Raw genomic sequence first — 18281 nt, 5'->3', positions numbered from 1 at the left:
AGGCAACCTCCGAACATCTTTAAATGATTACCTTTGCATTTTAGCATAAAAGGGGAAATAAAGACACTTAAACTGGAGAAGAACGATGGAAACGCGGGAGAAATTTACGAATAGGATGAAATCTTCCCAAACCTTCTCCATTCGTATGCAGCTTCAATCGTCGTACAGGTTGGGTTCATCAACATGTAATCAAATGGGATTTCCTGCCCGCTCAATTCACAGTAACCGTATTGATTATCCCGGACACGACTCAGTGCCTGTTTCACTTCAGTGATCTCGTCGTTTATATATTGCTGGATTAAAGGGTGTTGAGATTGACTTGCTTCAAGCTCTTTCAAGGATTGTTTAAGCTCTTCTACAATGGATGTGTATCGGTCATATGTCATCTTGATCCCTCCACTTATAGTATGGGGGAAATGACCCTGAATATTGTGTTGCAAGATATAGCAATTATGGAATTTGAAATGCTGAGGTATAAAGACAAAAAAAGGGACCTGTCACATGACAGGTCACCTCCTACTTGATTATGCCAAATGAGAATAGCTTTCTTTCACAACGGATGCACAGCGTGTGCAAAGTGTTGGATGATCTTTATCCTCTCCTACTGTTGGTGTTACGATCCAACAGCGGTCACATGTTTCACCTTCAGCTTTTTCAACGACAATGTTGTTTTCACCTAGGCTTAACGCATGCTCCGGAGCCTCGTTCACCTTTCCGCCGATTTCAAAGGCTGATACAATGAACAGCTGTTTTAAGTCTTCTTTGATGGAATCAAGTAATCCTTTCGTTTCATCATTGACGTATAGGGTCACTTTAGCTGTCAATGACTTACCGATCACCTTCTGATTGCGTGCTTCCTCAAGTGCTTTTAAAACATCATCTCTTAATTCTAAGAATGTGTTCCATTTTTCCTTCAATTCATCCGCATTTGCGAGTTGTTGTACTTCAGGCATATCGGTCAGTTGGACACTTTCGCCCTCTGCACCCGGGATGTATGCCCAAACCTCATCTGCTGTATGGGAAAGGATCGGGGACATCAGTTTCGTAAGTGCTACCAGGCTTTCATACAATACCGTCTGAATCGCTCTGCGCTCATAGTGATTTTCTGACTCGATATACAGAACATCCTTTGCAAAGTCCAGGTAGAATGAACTCAAATCCAGTGTACAGAAATTATTGACTGCATGATAAATGCTCGCAAATTCATATTTATCGTACGAATTTTTCACATTCTTCACAAGATCATTCAGCTTCACGAGCATAAATTGATCCACTTCTCTTAATCCATCAAAGGATACCGCATCTGTTTCAGGATTAAAGTCAGAAAGGTTCCCCAACAAGAAACGATAGGTGTTACGGATCTTACGGTAGACTTCAGCCACCTGCTTCAAGATAGGGTCAGATACTCGAACATCTGCCTGATAATCAACAGACGCTACCCAAAGACGAAGGATATCGGCTCCAAGTTGTTTCATTACCTTTTCAGGGACAACGACGTTCCCTAATGATTTACTCATCTTTCTTCCATCGCCATCAAGAGCGAATCCGTGACTTAACACGCCTTTGTAAGGGGCTTTACCCGTTACGGCTACGCCTGTTGTCAATGAAGAGTTGAACCAACCACGATATTGGTCGGATCCTTCGAGATAAAGGTCTGCAGGACGCTGCAAGTCATCTCTTTCCTCAAGAACGGCCTGATGGGAAGATCCTGAATCGAACCACACGTCCATGATGTCCTGTTCTTTCGTGAATTTCCCATTGGGACTGCCTTCATGTGTAAATCCTTCAGGTAAGAGTTCTTTTGCCTCTTTCTCAAACCAAATATTTGATCCGTGATCACGGAAAAGTTTGGACACATGATCGATTGTCTCATCTGTGATGATTTCCTGACCATTCTCAGCATAGAATACCGGGATTGGCACTCCCCATGCACGCTGACGGGAAATGCACCAGTCTCCACGGTCTCTGACCATATTGAAAAGACGGGTTTCTCCCCATGCGGGAACCCATTTCGTATCCTTTACCGCCTGGAGTAATTCTTTACGGAATTTATCGATGGATGCAAACCACTGTGCCGTCGCCCGATAAATAACCGGCTTTTTCGTGCGCCAGTCATGTGGGTAAGAGTGGGTGATGAAGTTTAACTTCAATAATGCCCCCGCTTCCTGAAGCTTTTCTGTGATTGGTTTATTGGCCTTATCATAGAATAAACCTTCAAACCCAGGAGCTTCTGAAGTCATGACCCCTTTATCATCGACGGGACATAACACATCCAGTCCATATTTCTTCCCTACAAGGAAGTCATCCTCCCCGTGCCCTGGAGCTGTATGGACACAGCCAGTACCTGAATCAGTCGTAACATGCTCACCAAGGACCACAAGGGAGTCACGATCGTACAGTGGATGTTTTGCCACGATATGCTCGAGTTCTGCACCCTTGACCTTTTTGGTCACAGAATGATTTTCCCATTCAAGATTCTCGGCGACGTCTTCAAGCAAATCTTCGGCTACGACATAGCTGTTTTCCTTCACATTTACAACGACATAATTCAAGTCCGCATGTACGGCAATTCCCAGGTTCGCAGGGATCGTCCACGGTGTGGTCGTCCAGATGACGAGTTGGGTTCCTTCATCAAGGACACCCTTACCTTCTGTAACGGCAAAACCTACATAAATGGATGGGGAACGCTTGTCCTGATACTCGATTTCAGCTTCTGCAAGGGCTGATTCACTTGAGGGTGACCAGTAGACAGGCTTCTTCCCTTTATAGATATAACCCTTTTTCGCCATATCACCGAAAACTTTGATTTGCTGTGCTTCATATTCAGGCTTTAATGTGATATACGGATTTTCCCAATCTCCCCGTACACCTAATTGTTTGAATTGCTTGCGTTGATTATCGACTTGCTCATAAGCATACTCTTCACATAATTTACGGAACTCGGCAATCGTCATTTCTTTACGCTTTACGCCTTTATTCGTTAACGCCTGCTCAATCGGCAAACCGTGAGTGTCCCATCCTGGAACATACGGGGCATGGTAACCGCTCATGGACTTATAGCGTACGATAAAGTCTTTTAGGATCTTATTCAATGCGTGACCCATATGGATATTCCCATTGGCATATGGAGGTCCATCGTGAAGGACGAATAAAGGACGATCACTCGTTCTTTCCTGTACCTTTTGATAGATGTCCATCTCTTCCCACTTTTTCTGTGTATCCGGTTCACGCTTAGGTAAGTTCCCTCTCATCGGGAATTCCGTCTTCGGCATCAATAATGTATCTTTGTATTCCATGAAATCATCCTCCTAATCATATCTCTCTTAATTGCCATCTTTTCTATATCCTTCACTTCTTAATCAGGCAGGGTGAACTTTCATTTTTTCGAGAAATAAAAAAAAGCTTTCTCATCCCTGAATAGGGACGAGAAAGCCTTTCCCGCGGTACCACCCTCATAAAGACCGAATTTGGCCTTCACTTGTTGATTCGTAACGTGAATAAATCGCCACTCATTACTCTTCGGAGAGGAATTTCATGAGCAGGGCTCGAGGGTGATCTTCCGGGCTTCTTTCCTTGTCGGGCTTACACCGTCCCCGACTCGCTAGAAAGGATTCATGATAAGTACGTACTGTCCCTGTCTTAGCCTATTAATACAATTAAGATTGTTGTTCAATTATATGAAAGTATTGCTCTTTTCGTCAAGACAATGTCTCTTCTTCTTTTAAAGTTTTTAAATCCGTTGCATCCAAATCGAATTCCATTAACTGATCCCAGTCATTTGTATCAAGAAGATCAAGCTGTGCTTCGATCAACATTTTGAAACGAGTACGGAACACCTTTGACTGCTTCTTGAGTTCTTCTATCTCAATGGCAATCTTACGGGCTTTGGATAGTGATTCATTCACAATCCGATCTGCATTCTTCTCGGCTTCCTTAATGATCAGCTTTGATTCCTTCATTGCATTCCGTTTGACTTCTTCCCCTGCTTCTTGCGCAATGACGATTGACTTGTTTAACGTTTCCTCGATGCTTGTAAAATGACCTAAACGTTCATTCAAGGAGTTTAAACGTTCTTCCGTTTCTTTCTTCTCTCGGATCAGAATTTCGTAATCTTTAATAATCTGATCTAAAAATTCGTTAACCTCGTCCTCATCATAACCACGAAAGCCACGACTAAATTCTTTATTATGTATGTCTAATGGCGTTAAAGGCATGGGAGCCACCTCCAGTACTTGGTGAATTACATATTTATTATAACTAAAATTTCGACAGTTTGTGGGAGAATTCCTCTATTTTTCTTAAATTATTTCAGAATCCCCACAGAGATTCGCCATTTATCCCGTTTTGTTCTTCCTTCCACGGACAGTACCTTACTTCTTCCGTACCCTCTGGCAGATAGAACATCGGAAGCTTCGACTTCAAAGGAGGGATTTTCAACTGCTTTCCAATTCACTTTTACATGTCCGCTTTTGATCAAGGTTTGAGCCTTTTGGCGGGAATCATTATAGATGGCTGCAAGTACGACGTCCAGCCTCATTGAACTGACGGTAGTCGTTTTCTCCTGCCATTCTTCCCGGCTTTCCATTCGTTCACTCAGTGGAATATCCTTTAACGAAACCTTGGCTTTCCCTATTTGGGTCAGTTCCATCAGGACATAATCCGCAATTTCATCTGCAAGCATCAGCTGAATGGTATCCTCCCCTGTCAGGATATCCCCGAACTTATCCCTTTTCAATCCAATAGACATCAAGGTCCCTAAAACCTGTCTATGTTCTATTGTAACAAACTTCGAAGGGTACTGTATTTCAAAAACCCTCATTCCAAAATCTTCTTCCTTTGGCTGAAAATAAGGTGGGTACAATAAAGCTCGTTTCCGTTCCGTATTCTCAGGATAAAAGGATAAAAGGATTCCATCGTTTTGACCAATGATGGACCTGACAATATGCTGCTGTCTCGGGTCCAAAAAGTCCGTTCGTTTCGCTGTATATTGATCTTCCACTGTCTGCTTCCACTGGAGCACCGCATCTACAAATTCCTTCTCATCCGGCCTGAAATGTTGATAGATCGAAGACATACTCTTCACCCCCTCTGTGTTTTACCCAAAATAAAAGGACCGAAACTGTTTGACCGGTTTCAGCCCTTTATAGATATCTTTCCTTACCATAGTCCTGATTAAATAAGCCATCTAAATAATTGGTACAACCCGGATTGGGCAAGATTCAGCACAATGAATGCCACAATCGGTGAAATATCAATCATACCGATCGATGGGACAAATCGTCTGAACGGTTCTAAATACGGTTCACAGATCCTTGCAAGGAACTGTCCGATCGACGTCTCTCTGGCATTCGGGAACCAGGACATTAGAATATAAATGATTAACGCCCAGGAGTATAGTTGTATTAGTTTTGACAAAATTTCATAAAGCATTACCATAATTTACATTACCACCTCGAGTCTGCTAAATCTTCCTCTTTTAAGAATTCAGAAATATTCCCGCTCACTTCAACATTGTCAGGTGTGCAAAGGAAAATATTATCACCTACACGTTGAATGTCGCCGCCGATTGCATACACCGTCCCGCTGAGAAAGTCGACAATACGCTTCGCCTGGTCATGCTGTATCCGCTGCAGGTTTACCAATACAGAGCGTCGATTCTTTAGATGGTCTGCAATTTCCTGTGCCTCTGCATATACTCTAGGTTCTACAAGGATCATCTTGGAAGATTTCTGGACACTCTGAAGGCTCACAACATTTTGTTTTGTATTTGAAAGCTGCGACTTCATGGGCTTTTTCTCCTCGTATTCTTCTTCATACTTTTCTTCTTCATATTCGTATTCATCTTCATCCAGCAAAAAGAACGTTTTAAACTTTGACTTAATACCCATTTGTATTCATCCCCTCTCAGTCATTTCCAACTAATGCAGTTCCAATACGAATAAATGTGGCACCCTCTTCAATTGCAATCACATAATCGTTGCTCATTCCCATGGATAATTCTGTACATGGGGCATATGGAAGATTAAGTGAACGGATTTCTTCCTGAATGGTCTTCAGCTGCCTGAAACAAGACCTTAAGAAAGGTTCATCATCCGTATGTGGAGCCATTGTCATCAATCCTACGACTTTAATATTGGATAAGTCTTTTAAACTGCCGACAAATTCTTTCACTTCATCGGGAGAAATACCATGTTTGGATTCTTCTCCGGAAACATTCACTTGAACGAAGCAAGACACAGGCTTATCCGCTCTTTTGTGAATTTCTTTGGCCAATGACAGACGATCCAGGGAGTGTATGTATGATACTTTATCAATGATGTTTTTTACCTTCCTTGATTGCAGGGAACCGATGAAATGCCACCGGGCCTTGTCCCGTAAAACATCCCACTTGGAGGTCAGACCCTCATCCCGGTTTTCCCCTAAGTGAAGAAGCCCTGCTTCGACTGCTTCTTCTGCACGGTCGATGGATACGTATTTCGTGACCGCCACGACATGAACGTCTTCCATCCTTCTGCCGCTGCGTTCACAGGCACGTTGGATGTTTTCATTGATGTGTTGAATATTTTCAGATACCTTCATTTTATTTCTCCTTCCAGCCAATAAAACTCATCATTCTTCCCGTTTCTCCACCATCTCTTCTATAAGAGAAAAATTCATCGTGACAGGACGAACAAAAACTGGAAGTATGAATTTGATCAGAATGCAATCCGGACTGAACCAAGAGCTGATGATTTAATTTCTTCAGATCCAGATTGTACTGTCCCTCTTCCTTTAAATTATAGGGTAAGTTGTTTTCATCTTCTAGTGTTTTTTTCACTTTGTCAATCACATAATCATCCACAATATAGCAATCTTTACATATGGAAGGGCCTATCACCACTTCTATGGAAGACAGGGAGGAACCTTTCCCGATAAACGAACCGACCATTTTCGGCCCTATTTCAAGGACCGTCCCCTTCCATCCCGCATGAGCAAGACCAATTGTTCCAGTGGTTCTGTCAAGGAAATAAAGGGGAACGCAATCTGCATAGCACATCGTTAACAGAATGTTTTTTTTCCCTGTAACGAATCCGTCGGTATCTTTAATGCTGTTATGATAGTTCTCTGCACCTTTCCCTCTGTCCTCAGGGCTCACGAAAGAAATATTCTTCCCATGTGTCTGTTCAGCAGCCACAAAGGAATCAAGAGGCATATCCAGAGCGGATGCAAGAAGTGTGCGATTGTGAATGACGGATGTTTCCTTATCTCCTACATGAAGCCCCATGTTGAATGACAGAAAAGGACCTTCACTATTTCCGCCACGATTAGTGGTGATGCCCGCGACGAGTTCCGGGTTTTCTTTCGTCCATTTTCCAATGGAGTAATATGAGTTTGTCTCTGTTATAAAAGGCTCTTTCGACACGGTGAATCTCCCTCGTTTTTTATTTAGTGTACCATAGTCCATTGAGATTCGTCATGTATCGGGGGATTGTTTCGGTTCCTGAAGCTGTCCTTGTATATAATGGCTGTCTTTATATCGGACAAGAATGACGTCTTCCCCAATCTTTACGATACTGCTCCATGGAATCACGATATCTTCGTCCTTCCCGAAAAAACCCAATATTTTTCCCCCAGTGCCTATCACGATTGCCTCGATTCTTCCAGTATCAAGATTGATTTCAATGTCACCGATATTCCCCAATTTCCTCCCATCTGAAATACTGACAACATCCTTCACCTGGAACTCTGATATACGCACCATACTTCTTCACCCTCTTTTCATGAAGTTCCTTATCTTTTGATAGCGGTGATACACTTCACCTTTTTATAGTAGATATTATAAGTGTATGCATCAAAAAAAAAGGCAGACCTTCCCTCGGGAAATCTGCCTTTTTCTATGCTTGTCGTTGTCCAGCTACGGCGGCTAGCCCCTCGAGGTCACAACTGAAAAATCCCATAAGGCAAAGTACGCCTTTTGGGATTTTCCTGTTGTGCTTGTCGGGGCTGATCGAGCCGCCTCCGCTTTTCTTTTTGTCCAGCTACAGGGCTTAGAGGCTCGAGGTCATAAGTCAAACCATCCAAAAAGGCAAAGTACGCCTTTCCGGATGGTTCGTCTTATGCTTGTCGCCTCTGGGCAAAGCCCTTCCGCTTTTCTTTGTCCAGCTGCGGCGGCTAGCCCCTCGAGGTCACAACTGAAAAATCCCATAAGGCAAAGTACGCCTTTTGGGATTTTCCTGTTGTGCTTGTCGGGGCTGATCGAGCCGCCTCCGCTTTTCTTTTTACTGAATATTTTTGTTCATTTGTTTGATTGCTGCTTTTTCGAGTCTTGATACTTGTGCTTGGGAGATTCCGATTTCGTCTGCGACTTCCATTTGGGTTTTTCCTTGAAAGAAGCGTTTGCTGATAATGAGTTTTTCACGATCATTTAATCGTCTCATTCCTTCTTGAAGGGCAATTTCTTCGATCCAGTGAAAATCGCGATTCTTTTCGTCGCTCAGCTGATCCATAACGAATATGGGGTCTCCTCCATCATTATAGATGGGTTCAAACAGCGAAACGGGATCTTGTATGGCATCCAGTGCGAATACGATTTCTTCGTGAGAAACATCAAGAACTTTGGCTATTTCTTCCGCAGTCGGCTCCTTGGATGTCTCTCCCATTAATTTCTCCCTTACTTGCAGAGCTTTGTACGCAATATCCCGCAGTGAACGGGACACCCTTATCGGGTTATTGTCCCTCAAATATCGACGGATTTCCCCAATGATCATCGGTACCGCGTATGTAGAGAATCGAACGTTTTGACCCAAATCAAAATTATCGATGGATTTCATTAATCCGATACACCCTACTTGAAATAAATCATCAACATACTCACCACGGTTATTAAAGCGTTGAATTACACTTAAGACGAGGCGTAAATTCCCGTTGACCAGTTTTTCTCTCGCGGAAATATCACCCGCTTGCATTTCTTTGAATAAAATTCTCATTTCATCATTTTTGAGTACTGGTAATTTGGACGTATCCACACCACAAATCTCGACTTTATTACGTGTCATTCTTTCCCCTCCTTGTAGGAGCTGCTGTACAAAATTCAGTATTTCCTTGAAGAGGAAAAATATGCATTTCATTCTGACAGGCAGTGGCAGGTGCGTTCCAAATCCCTTACGATAACTGATTTAAAAAGCTAAAAATTTTTTTAATTCCTGGCCATATTAAAAAGCTGACCTTTTCAATTGAAAAAGTCAGCTTTAAAGGTTAAACCATTTTATTGAATTCCTTCTTCAGTCGCTTAATAATCCTTTTTTCCAAACGGGAAATGTAGGACTGGGAAATCCCAAGCATATCAGCTACATCTTTCTGGGTTTTTTCCTCTTCCCCCATCAATCCGAATCGAAGCTCCATTATTTGCTTTTCTCGATCTGAAAGCTGATGCAGGGCATTAAAGAGTAATTTTTTATCCACTGTTGCTTCAAGGTCTTTCGTAATGATGTCTTCATCCGTCCCGAGTACATCTGATAACAGCAGTTCATTTCCATCCCAATCGATATTAAGGGGTTCGTCAAATGAGACTTCCGAACGGATTTTGTTGTTCCTTCTTAGGTACATAAGAATTTCATTCTCTATACACCTAGAAGCGTAGGTCGCCAACTTGATTTTTTTCTCTGGATTGAAGGTATTTACTGCTTTAATAAGGCCGATGGTTCCGATACTGATCAGATCTTCTATATTGATGCCTGTGTTTTCAAACTTTCGGGCGATATAGACTACCAGTCTTAAATTACGTTCAATCAATAAGGATCGCGCTGCCTTGTCACCTTTAGGCAATTTATGGAGGAGGACTTCTTCCTCTTCCTTTGTCAACGGTGGAGGGAGCGCTTCACTACCACCTATGTAGTAAATTTCATCTGTCTTCAGGCCCAGCTTGATTAACAGTTTGTACCAGTAATATAAAAATTTGAATTTGAATTTTTTCATTGTTGCTCCCCCTTCTATTTCTTTAAATTGTGAGTATAGTAGTATTAATTGATTTACGAAACGTTAAGCACCGGCTTTCTTGCAGCCATTTTCGGATGGACGATCGCCCCGAAATTGCCATCCGCCGATAAGGGTTCTTCCCTAAAGGCGACTAACCCATTTGATATGGTCCATTCTGCCTCATGATCACTGAGTACCAATGAATCAGGCTTTATCGCTGCTAGAAGCTGACTGCTTCTTCCCACCGATTGTGCCGGGACGATACGCATCCTGTCAGACCAGCGGGTATCGATTTGTTTCTCACCCGAAAAAATGTCATCTACATCATGGCAAAGTGCCTTCATTTCATCCGGGATCTCACCCTCGATTTCTGCAATGGATAGAATCATCACCGGACTTTTTGAAATGGGATCCTGAAGTTGGTTCCCACTATCCACAAGACCGTTTACAGTACAATGGAAATCATCGATCTGGATCTTGACCTTCAGGAGCTGATCATATTGGAGCTTCACATGCTCGATACTATCCACCCTTCCCTTAGAAAAGTACCAGGCAAGCGGCAGGGCGAGCATCACAAATACCCAGCTTATCGGGTCACCAAACCCGCGTATGCTTGCAAGCAGCATGGATGATTCCGCGCTTGGATCGAAGCTGATAAAATAATGAGTCCCAATTAATATCCCACCCGTAAAAAAGGTGACGAAATAGAACATAAGAAGATTTGACATATAGTAGCGCCATCTTCTATAGCCAAAAGCTGAATACACCATGACAACGGAAAATAATAACTTGACTAAGGGGTTTCCAGTAAAGTGAGCAAATGGTGAAAAAGCGAGGAGAATAATGACTGAGCCTATCAGACTCCCGATCGCTATTCTCCAGAGGGTGTATTGTCTCTTTAAGATGATTCCTGTTAACCATAATAAGAAAAAGTCTACTAACAGATTTAACAACCAAATGACATCCAAGTATAAAGTCAATCTCTACCCTCCTTTTAACACCTCACAATTCGATTCTGATAAAGACCGGAATGACTTATCAGAAGTATATCGTACATCCTTTTTAAAGGTTGTCATTTTTTGTATGCTCCCACGGAAAAGTTTTCAGAGATATGAACGAAAAATGTCATTAAATATGGATGCAACAGACACCTCCAATATATGGTTTTTAGTTTGTATTTTGGGTCCGGATAATAAAGTATTCTATAGAAATAAAAATCCCCCAAGGCTTGATGCCTTGGGGGATTCCTATTTCTATTCGATTATTAACGACGACGGTTTCTATTGCGAAGGAAGGTTGGAATATCCAATGTTTCTTCCGCACCTTGATTCGAAGAGGTTCTCACAGGCTCCTGCTGTTGAGGCTGCTCTTCACGTTTAGGCTGTTCCCGTTTCACCGATTGGCTTGAATTAGGACTTTGATTTGGTTTCATCCCACCGAAAGTTGGACGGGTTTGTTTCGGAGGTTGAATGACCTCTTCATTGAACCCGGTTGCAATGACGGTAACGACGATATCATCTTTTAAATCTTCGTTGATGACGGAACCGAAGATCATATTTACTTCTTGATCAGATGCAGAGGCTACGATATCGGCAGCTTCCTGAACTTCGTAAAGGCTTAAGGAAGTCCCACCGGTGATATTCATCAGGACGCCTTGGGCACCATCGATGGATGTCTCAAGCAAAGGACTTGAAACGGCCTTTTTCGCGGCTTCTGTTGCACGGTTCTCTCCAGATGCTGCACCGATTCCCATTAGGGCTGAACCTTTGTTAGACATGATTGTCTTAACATCTGCAAAGTCCAGGTTGATGAGACCAGGTGTAGCGATAAGATCCGAGATACCTTGTACACCTTGACGCAGTACATTATCGGCTTCACGGAAAGCTTCAAGCATCGGAGTACTCTTATCTACGATCTCCAGAAGGCGATCGTTTGGAATGACGATAAGGGTATCCACGCCTTCTTTCATTGCAGCAATACCACCGCTTGCCTGATTTGAACGCTTTCTGCCTTCAAATGTAAACGGACGTGTCACGACACCGACCGTCAATGCGCCGATTTCGCGGGCAATTTGGGCAATGACAGGAGCTGCACCAGTTCCTGTTCCTCCACCCATTCCGGCAGTGACAAAGACCATATCAGCTCCTCTAAGGGCCTCTTCAATCTGCTCTTTACTCTCTTCAGCAGCTTTTTTACCTACTTCAGGATTCGCACCTGCTCCTAATCCCCTGGTTAATTTGCCACCGATTTGCATCTTTATTTCAGCTTTTGATAGATTCAAAGCCTGTGCATCCGTGTTGACAGCGATAAATTCAACACCTTGTACGCCGTGCTCGATCATGCGGTTTACGGCGTTGTTTCCTCCGCCACCGACACCAATAACTTTTATTGTCGCTAATGAATCTAAATTTGTATCAAACTCCAACATGACAAATCCTCCTAACTCGTCGAATCTATGGATTCCTTTATTTATTCAAAGAAGTATCCAAAGAACTTTTTCACTTTTGACATGGCCTTTTCATCTTCATGTTCTTCTTCTTTTACCTTTGCAGGCTTCGGCTTTTTATTCACAGGTTTTGATTGACGCTTCTCAGCGGCCTCTACAGGCACTGGTTCCGCGCTTACAGATCTTCCTTGCAATCTAGCATTCTTTTGAGCGTATTTAATCAATCCGACCGCTGTCGTATACTGGGGTTCCCGTACACCGATATAATCAGGAATTGCCACTCGTACACGATTTTGGAAAACGATTTGTGCTAATTCTAACACACCTGGAAGATTTGCTACACCACCAGTTAGAACATATCCACCCGGCAGGTCCCTGATTCCCAATCGTTTCAGCTCGTGGCTGATGAGGTCCAGGATCTCTTCAAGCCTTGCTTCTATGATATCAGAAATTTCTAATTGATTAAATTGCTGATGTTGGTCACTGCCAATAATTGGCACGCTGAACACTTCATCTTCTGACGCATGGTCATAGAATGCATGTCCATATTTAGTCTTGATTTTTTCTGCGTCGTCCGTTGAGGTCCGTAATCCGATCGACAAATCCTTCGTGATATGCTCCCCGCCTACGGGCAGCACGGTTGTCGCCTTCAGGTGTCCCTGTTCGAAAACGGCTATCGTCGTAGAACCGCCACCTATGTCTATCAGGGCAGCTCCAAGGTTCTTTTCATCCTTTGACAAAGCAACCGTACCTGCGGCTAAAGGCTGAAGGACGATATCGACAATTTCAAGTCCGGCTTTTTCTACACAACGGAGAGTATTATGTAAAATCGTCTTAGATCCCGTAATGATGGTGCCTTCCATTTCAAGTCGAACACCGATCATACCCCGTGGATCTGTAATCTCATCCAATCCATCAACGATGAATTGTCTTGGGATTACGTTGATGATTTCCCTTTCTGGAGGAATCGATACAACCTGGGCTGCATCCATCACTCTTAGAACGTCTTCATCGCCGATCTCCCTGTTGTCACTCGACACTGCCACCACACCATGACAGGATTGAAGCGACACATGGTTTCCTGTTATACCTACGATGACCTGGCTTATGGATAAACCGACCATCCTTTCAGCTTGTTCAACTGCCTTCTTGATTGTATGAACAGTTTCGTCTATATCTACGATGGAACCTTTTCTGATTCCTTCTGAGTTCACATTTCCTACACCGATTATGTTTAAGGAATCATTTGTCATTTCACCAATGATTACTTTCACTGTGGATGTACCGATGTCTAGGCTAACGTAAATTTCATTGCTGTTCACTCTATGGCACCTCCTTAAAGAATGTTTATTTGGAACAACAATCCTAGAAAAACATGATTCTAAGTATATCTTAATATGATATTCGTCGTAACAAAAACGATTCCCTTTTAAAATTCTAATTTTTTTCTCTTTTTTCTTGATTATTTGACCAATTGCTAATCATTATTCTTCTAATCACTGCAATGTTTTGGAATAACCTTACCCCAAAAGCAAAAACAGCCGCCAAATATAAGTCTACACCAAGATGTACACCCAGAAAAGCTAAACTTGCTGCTAGTAAAATATTAAAAAAGAATCCAGAAACAAAGACCTTGTCATCATAAATATTTTGAAGGTGGGCACGAATACCGCCAAATAATGTATCCAATGCTGCGAGGACCGCAATCGATAAATAATTGGAATACTCTTCTGGAATCCTAATATCTGTCAGAAGCCCCAGGACGACCCCTACTAGCAACCCTAAAACGGGAAGCCACATATTATTCGTTCCCTCCCCTTTCCTTAACCGGTTCCATGAAGCGGATCCGGATCGTATCTTTATATTCTGGAACCGTGAGCTTTTCTAAAGGCTTTGAGATGCTGACCCGGAGGTTATCGATAAAGAAGTCTTCAACGGATCTAGAAACCTGCATGCGGTTATACAGGTCCTTGGCTGCATTTACATCCTTGGTCAACACCCTGACTTCAAACGGTATTTTCTTGATTGAATTACCGTCCACCTTCGTTTCTCCATTGATATCCCGGATGACTGACGTATTGATTAGGCGATGGCCGTCAATCGCGATATCTACAGCATCATACTGATTCAGTTCATTTACAAGCCTCTCCAAAAGTTCTGGTGAGACATTCTGAACTTTTTCACCGAGGAGGATTTCCTCCATCGAAGGCTCTATCGTCAGGATAAGACCGGGACCCGTTTTTTCCGTCAGCCCCATTTCAGTCTTCAATTCCTCTAACGTTTGCTTTAAGGCCTGCTCGGGGCTTGATTGCTGCTCGGTTTTATACTGTTCCAGCTTCGCTTCCACAGAACGCGTTTCCGATAATAAATTGGAATTGACTTCCTTTTCTTTCAGAAGCGCTTCCCTCAGTTCCCAGATATCTCTGGTATCCCGGACAACTGGCTCTTTGACAGTCTGGAACTGAATGGCAATCATAAACCCGATGATGACCGTAATGACGGTAAAGCTGATTTTAAGTTTGTTGTCCATTTATTGCACCTTACTTTCGGGACCTGACCCTCGCCCGTATCATTTACTTCAATGGGAGCCGGCTCATGATTCGCCAATCGTGGGTTCGAGGATGACCGAATTTTCTTTTTTCATCTCAAATATGATATTTTCATTCACCAGCTGATCCTTCACTCCGCCTGTGATATTCATGGCGGAGGACAGCACTTCCGGATCTCCGATTGCCGTTATTTTGAATGGAGCAGGGTACTCGATGCCATCAATCTGGATGACTGGACCGTTACACAGTATGTATGAATCATGCTTAAGTCTTTGTCCGTTGATGGCAACCGCAGAGGCACCTGCTATATATAATTCATTGATCACCTTAAAGACGTGGTGTTCATGGACAATATAATTATTTGCGTTTTCTTCCTCCGGGTCATATTTCGCATCGGACAAGGTCACCGTCACCCCCGGCCCCTTCACTTTCGTTTTGCCTAGGTACATACGGTACTTCTCGGCATCCTCTGCCAGGTTGAAATAAATTTGCTTCTCTTTGGAGAATTCCTTCTCCATATTGCCGACCTTCTCCTGTTTCTCATAAAGCTTTTCCTGCAGGCGATTATTCTTCTGCTGGTACTCGAGGATTTGATCTCTTAACGTTTCTTCCTGTTTCCATTGACCATTTGTCCGGCTCCCGAGCTCATTTTGTTCTGTGTTTGCCAGACTGAATGAAAAAGCTAGGATGAAACCCAAAACCAGACATACAAGAGAGAGGACCACGTGCTTACCTCTCACCTTCATCCTCTTCATCCGTTTGTTCTCCTTCCGTTTCGTATGCTCTGAAGTAAGAACCGACCTCTAGGTCAATGACCCCTTTTACCGAAGGGTCTAATTGGCTGACGATCGAAGGATAATGCACCATCTTTTCAGAGAAGCTCCGGATGGTCGCACTCACTTCGAACCCATCATTCATAAATAGAGTCAAGTGATATTGGTCTGTCTTCTTGGGAACGAGGTTAATCTCTGAGATGAGATGCTGCACTTCTTTTGGAAGTTCCCCTAATTCGTTCACCATTTTGACCAGGACCTTATCTTCTTCGAATCCCCTCAATAGAGGTGCATCCACAGGAATCGATCCGGTCCCTTTATCCAGGACCTTCCCATTTTCCAAAATGACAAAAAATTTATTCCCCTTTGAGAGATATGCTTTTTTATCATATTCCTGAATGGTAATGTCGAATGAATTCGGAAAGGATAATTCCACTTTCGCATCCTTTACTTCAGGAAGTTTCTTTAATTGCTCGACCGTTTTCTCTTTGCTTACACTCCATACATTCATACCTTTGTCAATTCCACTTTTTTGAAGAACCGTCTTATTGGATATAAGTTCATTCCCATGAACGGACACTTTGTTTACATGACTCAAGGGCGATTGAAAGTATACAACCGACAATATCATCAGAAAGAATAAAGAAAGTAAAAACAGAAGCCTGCGGTTTGCTTTCTTTTTTCGGTGTTGTTTTAGTTTAGGAATACGATCTTCAAGGGAAACAACATTTTCTTTTTTCATTTCGTTCTCCTCAATTTCACTTTGAATTCATTATGCCATGAGTAAGCTGAACTCGTCATGTCTTATAATGAAAGTACTCTTTACATTGGGATACCTTCTATTCTATACGAAGGAATAACATGTTAAAAGAGGAATAGAACGTTATTTTCTGCCATATTGCCTAATAAAGACAAAAAAATGAGTGATGCAGGGTTAATGGCCTATTTTGGGAGAAATTGACCCACAGTCACCATAAGATGGATTGTCCATACCGCTTTTCGTATATGTACTTTCATTCACTTTCCAAAAGAAGGGCCATCCTATGTATTTCACTCTTGAACCCTATTTTAAACAACAATTGCACCATAATGAATGCATGTCATTGAATTGTAAAAGTTTTGGTTAACAAAAGTAACAAACTCTCCTTTATTTTGAAAAGGTATGATCAAAATGAATTACGTATATGTAATTTATTGTAACATCGAAAACGCAAATATCCTATCGTTATTTCATTCAACGGAAAGATTTTCTTCGTTGTGTAAGAGATACAAAAAAAGAGACCGACTGAGAAAAATGGGAAGGAGTGGTGAGGTCTTTTATGACCATGCACTTCTTTCTGCCATTTTTCATGTGTCAATCTCTTTAGTGGAGCATTAGTTCCTCGAATAGCGGCTTATATTCAACAGGACACCTACAGCCATGAGCATGAGGGTCAAAGAGGATCCCCCGTAGCTCAAGAATGGAAGTGTAATCCCGGTTACGGGCATCAGCCCCGTCACGACCCCTACGTTGATCATCACCTGGATGGCAATCATGGACACGATCCCCAGAGCCAGGAAGCTGCCAAATAAATCAGGTGCCCCCAATGCGATCCTGATCCCTCTCCACAAGATCAATGAAAACAGGATCAATACCAGGGTTCCCCCTATAAATCCAAGTTCCTCTGCTAAAATAGCAAATATAAAGTCGTTTTGAGGTTCCGGTAAATAAAAGAACTTCTGTCTGCTCTGTCCAAGACCTAAACCGAATAATCCACCAGGTCCGATAGCATACAGGGACTGAATGATCTGGAAACCGCTATTGAGCGGATCCTGCCAGGGATCTAAAAAGGATGTGATCCGTTTAATCCGGTAAGGAGCAGAAATGACGAGTCCTACAAACCCAAGCAAACCGATCATGCCGAGTCCTACGAAATGTTTGATCCGGGCCCCGGATATGAAGATCATCACAACAGAAGTCCCCACCATGACGGTACCCGTCCCCAAGTCCGGCTGGAGCATGATCATTCCAAAAGCCGTAAACACAAGTAAAAGTGCCGGAAGTACTCCTTTTCTAAAAGAAGTAATATACTTTTGGTTCTCAGATAAATACTTTGATAGAAAAGCGATCATGGCGAGTTTCATAAACTCCGAAGGCTGAATGGAGAAGGCCCCCACCCCAATCCAGCTCCTCGAACCGTTCCGGAGCACCCCTATGCCGGGAATGAGAACGAGCACAAGGAGGACGAAGCATATGATAATGATGATCTTTGACCAGTTTCTCCATGTCCAGTACTCTACGTTCATGATGAAAAACATGGCGAATAATCCTACACCTGCGAAGAGCACCTGTCTTTTTGCAAAGAAAAAGGAGTCATTAAATTTGTAATCTGCCCATACAGCACTCGCACTGTATACCATGACCAGTCCAATCGCAAGCAAAGTGAGCGTAACCACAATGAGTATAAAATCGGGAGTCGATTTTTTTAAAGGCAATCCTAAACACCTCGAATAGACAAATTTAGAGCCGTTCGAGCATAGAAAACTACTGATCCCGGATTGAATGACTGGTTGTGTAAG

At 42.7% G+C, this 18281-nt stretch carries 19 protein-coding genes and 1 other annotated feature; all 19 genes read right to left on the bottom strand.

The features are described from left to right. Positions 1 to 104: 104 nt before the first annotated feature. A complete protein-coding gene (locus P8596_RS09690) occupies positions 105 to 386 on the bottom strand; it encodes a hypothetical protein (RefSeq protein WP_254651300.1) in 282 nt (93 codons plus the stop codon). A gap of 138 nt (positions 387 to 524) precedes the next feature. Then, positions 525 to 3296, bottom strand: coding sequence for an isoleucine--tRNA ligase (gene ileS / locus P8596_RS09685; protein WP_224520305.1), 2772 nt, complete (start codon positions 3294 to 3296; stop codon positions 525 to 527). A 120-nt stretch (positions 3297 to 3416) separates the two neighbouring features. Continuing rightward, positions 3417 to 3650 (bottom strand) — a binding site (T-box leader). Positions 3651 to 3698: 48 nt separating this feature from the next. Next, on the bottom strand, positions 3699 to 4214 hold the full coding sequence (locus tag P8596_RS09680; protein ID WP_034755815.1) for a DivIVA domain-containing protein: 516 nt from the start codon (positions 4212 to 4214) through the stop codon (positions 3699 to 3701). 89 nt (positions 4215 to 4303) lie between these two features. Next, positions 4304 to 5074, bottom strand: a complete 771-nt coding sequence (locus tag P8596_RS09675; protein ID WP_279726713.1) for a YlmH family RNA-binding protein — start codon at positions 5072 to 5074, stop codon at positions 4304 to 4306. Between the two features lie 98 nt (positions 5075 to 5172). Next, entirely contained in the window at positions 5173 to 5436 is a 264-nt protein-coding gene (locus P8596_RS09670) for a YggT family protein (RefSeq protein WP_034755819.1), read from the bottom strand. 8 nt (positions 5437 to 5444) lie between these two features. Further along, the gene (locus P8596_RS09665) at positions 5445 to 5888 is read right to left on the bottom strand and encodes a cell division protein SepF (RefSeq protein WP_034755821.1); all 444 of its coding nucleotides are present in this window, start codon (positions 5886 to 5888) and stop codon (positions 5445 to 5447) included. A 16-nt stretch (positions 5889 to 5904) separates the two neighbouring features. After that, positions 5905 to 6579, bottom strand: coding sequence for a YggS family pyridoxal phosphate-dependent enzyme (locus P8596_RS09660; RefSeq protein WP_034755823.1), 675 nt, complete (start codon positions 6577 to 6579; stop codon positions 5905 to 5907). Between the two features lies 1 nt (position 6580). Then, a complete protein-coding gene (pgeF, locus tag P8596_RS09655; RefSeq protein WP_279726712.1) occupies positions 6581 to 7402 on the bottom strand; it encodes a peptidoglycan editing factor PgeF in 822 nt (273 codons plus the stop codon). A 51-nt stretch (positions 7403 to 7453) separates the two neighbouring features. After that, entirely contained in the window at positions 7454 to 7741 is a 288-nt protein-coding gene (locus P8596_RS09650; RefSeq protein WP_034755825.1) for a YlmC/YmxH family sporulation protein, read from the bottom strand. A 517-nt stretch (positions 7742 to 8258) separates the two neighbouring features. Continuing rightward, positions 8259 to 9035, bottom strand: coding sequence for an RNA polymerase sporulation sigma factor SigG (sigG, locus tag P8596_RS09645; RefSeq protein ID WP_060669863.1), 777 nt, complete (start codon positions 9033 to 9035; stop codon positions 8259 to 8261). 199 nt (positions 9036 to 9234) lie between these two features. Further along, positions 9235 to 9954 (bottom strand): RNA polymerase sporulation sigma factor SigE, encoded by a 720-nt coding sequence (gene sigE / locus P8596_RS09640; protein ID WP_034755828.1) that lies wholly within the window; start codon positions 9952 to 9954, stop codon positions 9235 to 9237. A 53-nt stretch (positions 9955 to 10007) separates the two neighbouring features. Next, complete coding sequence (gene spoIIGA, locus P8596_RS09635) at positions 10008 to 10934, bottom strand: sigma-E processing peptidase SpoIIGA (RefSeq protein ID WP_279726710.1); 927 nt, start codon at positions 10932 to 10934, stop codon at positions 10008 to 10010. Between the two features lie 284 nt (positions 10935 to 11218). Then, the gene (ftsZ, locus tag P8596_RS09630; protein WP_279726709.1) at positions 11219 to 12382 is read right to left on the bottom strand and encodes a cell division protein FtsZ; all 1164 of its coding nucleotides are present in this window, start codon (positions 12380 to 12382) and stop codon (positions 11219 to 11221) included. A gap of 41 nt (positions 12383 to 12423) precedes the next feature. Continuing rightward, the gene (ftsA, locus tag P8596_RS09625; protein ID WP_061809829.1) at positions 12424 to 13722 is read right to left on the bottom strand and encodes a cell division protein FtsA; all 1299 of its coding nucleotides are present in this window, start codon (positions 13720 to 13722) and stop codon (positions 12424 to 12426) included. 115 nt (positions 13723 to 13837) lie between these two features. Beyond that, positions 13838 to 14200 carry a small basic family protein gene (locus P8596_RS09620; protein ID WP_034755840.1) on the bottom strand — a complete coding sequence of 121 codons (363 nt, stop codon included), beginning with the start codon at positions 14198 to 14200 and terminating at the stop codon, positions 13838 to 13840. 1 nt (position 14201) lies between these two features. After that, the gene (locus P8596_RS09615) at positions 14202 to 14930 is read right to left on the bottom strand and encodes a DUF881 domain-containing protein (protein ID WP_034755843.1); all 729 of its coding nucleotides are present in this window, start codon (positions 14928 to 14930) and stop codon (positions 14202 to 14204) included. Between the two features lie 63 nt (positions 14931 to 14993). Continuing rightward, complete coding sequence (locus tag P8596_RS09610) at positions 14994 to 15704, bottom strand: DUF881 domain-containing protein (protein WP_034755846.1); 711 nt, start codon at positions 15702 to 15704, stop codon at positions 14994 to 14996. Then, on the bottom strand, positions 15679 to 16464 hold the full coding sequence (locus P8596_RS09605) for a cell division protein FtsQ/DivIB (protein WP_034755849.1): 786 nt from the start codon (positions 16462 to 16464) through the stop codon (positions 15679 to 15681). The genes P8596_RS09610 and P8596_RS09605 overlap by 26 nt, the downstream gene beginning before the upstream one ends. A gap of 632 nt (positions 16465 to 17096) precedes the next feature. Next, on the bottom strand, positions 17097 to 18197 hold the full coding sequence (spoVE, locus tag P8596_RS09600; RefSeq protein ID WP_060669878.1) for a stage V sporulation protein E: 1101 nt from the start codon (positions 18195 to 18197) through the stop codon (positions 17097 to 17099). Between the last annotated feature and the right edge of the window lie 84 nt (positions 18198 to 18281).

Source organism: Rossellomorea sp. DA94, from assembly GCF_029834455.1.
GTDB lineage: Bacteria > Bacillota > Bacilli > Bacillales > Bacillaceae_B > Rossellomorea > Rossellomorea vietnamensis.
The sequence above is the reverse complement of the archived record's forward strand: the minus strand, read 5'-3'. Positions and strand labels throughout refer to the sequence as shown.

Bases quoted from the DNA above. Each gene is read 5' to 3' on its own strand.
- P8596_RS09690 (WP_254651300.1), bottom strand. From the start codon at position 386: ATGACATATGACCGATACACATCCATTGTAGAAGAGCTTAAACAATCC.
- ileS (WP_224520305.1), bottom strand. From the start codon at position 3,296: ATGGAATACAAAGATACATTATTGATGCCGAAGACGGAATTCCCGATG.
- P8596_RS09680 (WP_034755815.1), bottom strand. From the start codon at position 4,214: ATGCCTTTAACGCCATTAGACATACATAATAAAGAATTTAGTCGTGGC.
- P8596_RS09675 (WP_279726713.1), bottom strand. From the start codon at position 5,074: ATGTCTTCGATCTATCAACATTTCAGGCCGGATGAGAAGGAATTTGTA.
- P8596_RS09670 (WP_034755819.1), bottom strand. From the start codon at position 5,436: ATGGTAATGCTTTATGAAATTTTGTCAAAACTAATACAACTATACTCC.
- P8596_RS09665 (WP_034755821.1), bottom strand. From the start codon at position 5,888: ATGGGTATTAAGTCAAAGTTTAAAACGTTCTTTTTGCTGGATGAAGAT.
- P8596_RS09660 (WP_034755823.1), bottom strand. From the start codon at position 6,579: ATGAAGGTATCTGAAAATATTCAACACATCAATGAAAACATCCAACGT.
- P8596_RS09650 (WP_034755825.1), bottom strand. From the start codon at position 7,741: ATGGTGCGTATATCAGAGTTCCAGGTGAAGGATGTTGTCAGTATTTCA.
- sigG (WP_060669863.1), bottom strand. From the start codon at position 9,035: ATGACACGTAATAAAGTCGAGATTTGTGGTGTGGATACGTCCAAATTA.
- sigE (WP_034755828.1), bottom strand. From the start codon at position 9,954: ATGAAAAAATTCAAATTCAAATTTTTATATTACTGGTACAAACTGTTA.
- ftsZ (WP_279726709.1), bottom strand. From the start codon at position 12,382: ATGTTGGAGTTTGATACAAATTTAGATTCATTAGCGACAATAAAAGTT.
- P8596_RS09620 (WP_034755840.1), bottom strand. From the start codon at position 14,200: ATGTGGCTTCCCGTTTTAGGGTTGCTAGTAGGGGTCGTCCTGGGGCTT.
- P8596_RS09615 (WP_034755843.1), bottom strand. From the start codon at position 14,930: ATGGACAACAAACTTAAAATCAGCTTTACCGTCATTACGGTCATCATC.
- P8596_RS09610 (WP_034755846.1), bottom strand. From the start codon at position 15,704: ATGAAGAGGATGAAGGTGAGAGGTAAGCACGTGGTCCTCTCTCTTGTA.
- P8596_RS09605 (WP_034755849.1), bottom strand. From the start codon at position 16,464: ATGAAAAAAGAAAATGTTGTTTCCCTTGAAGATCGTATTCCTAAACTA.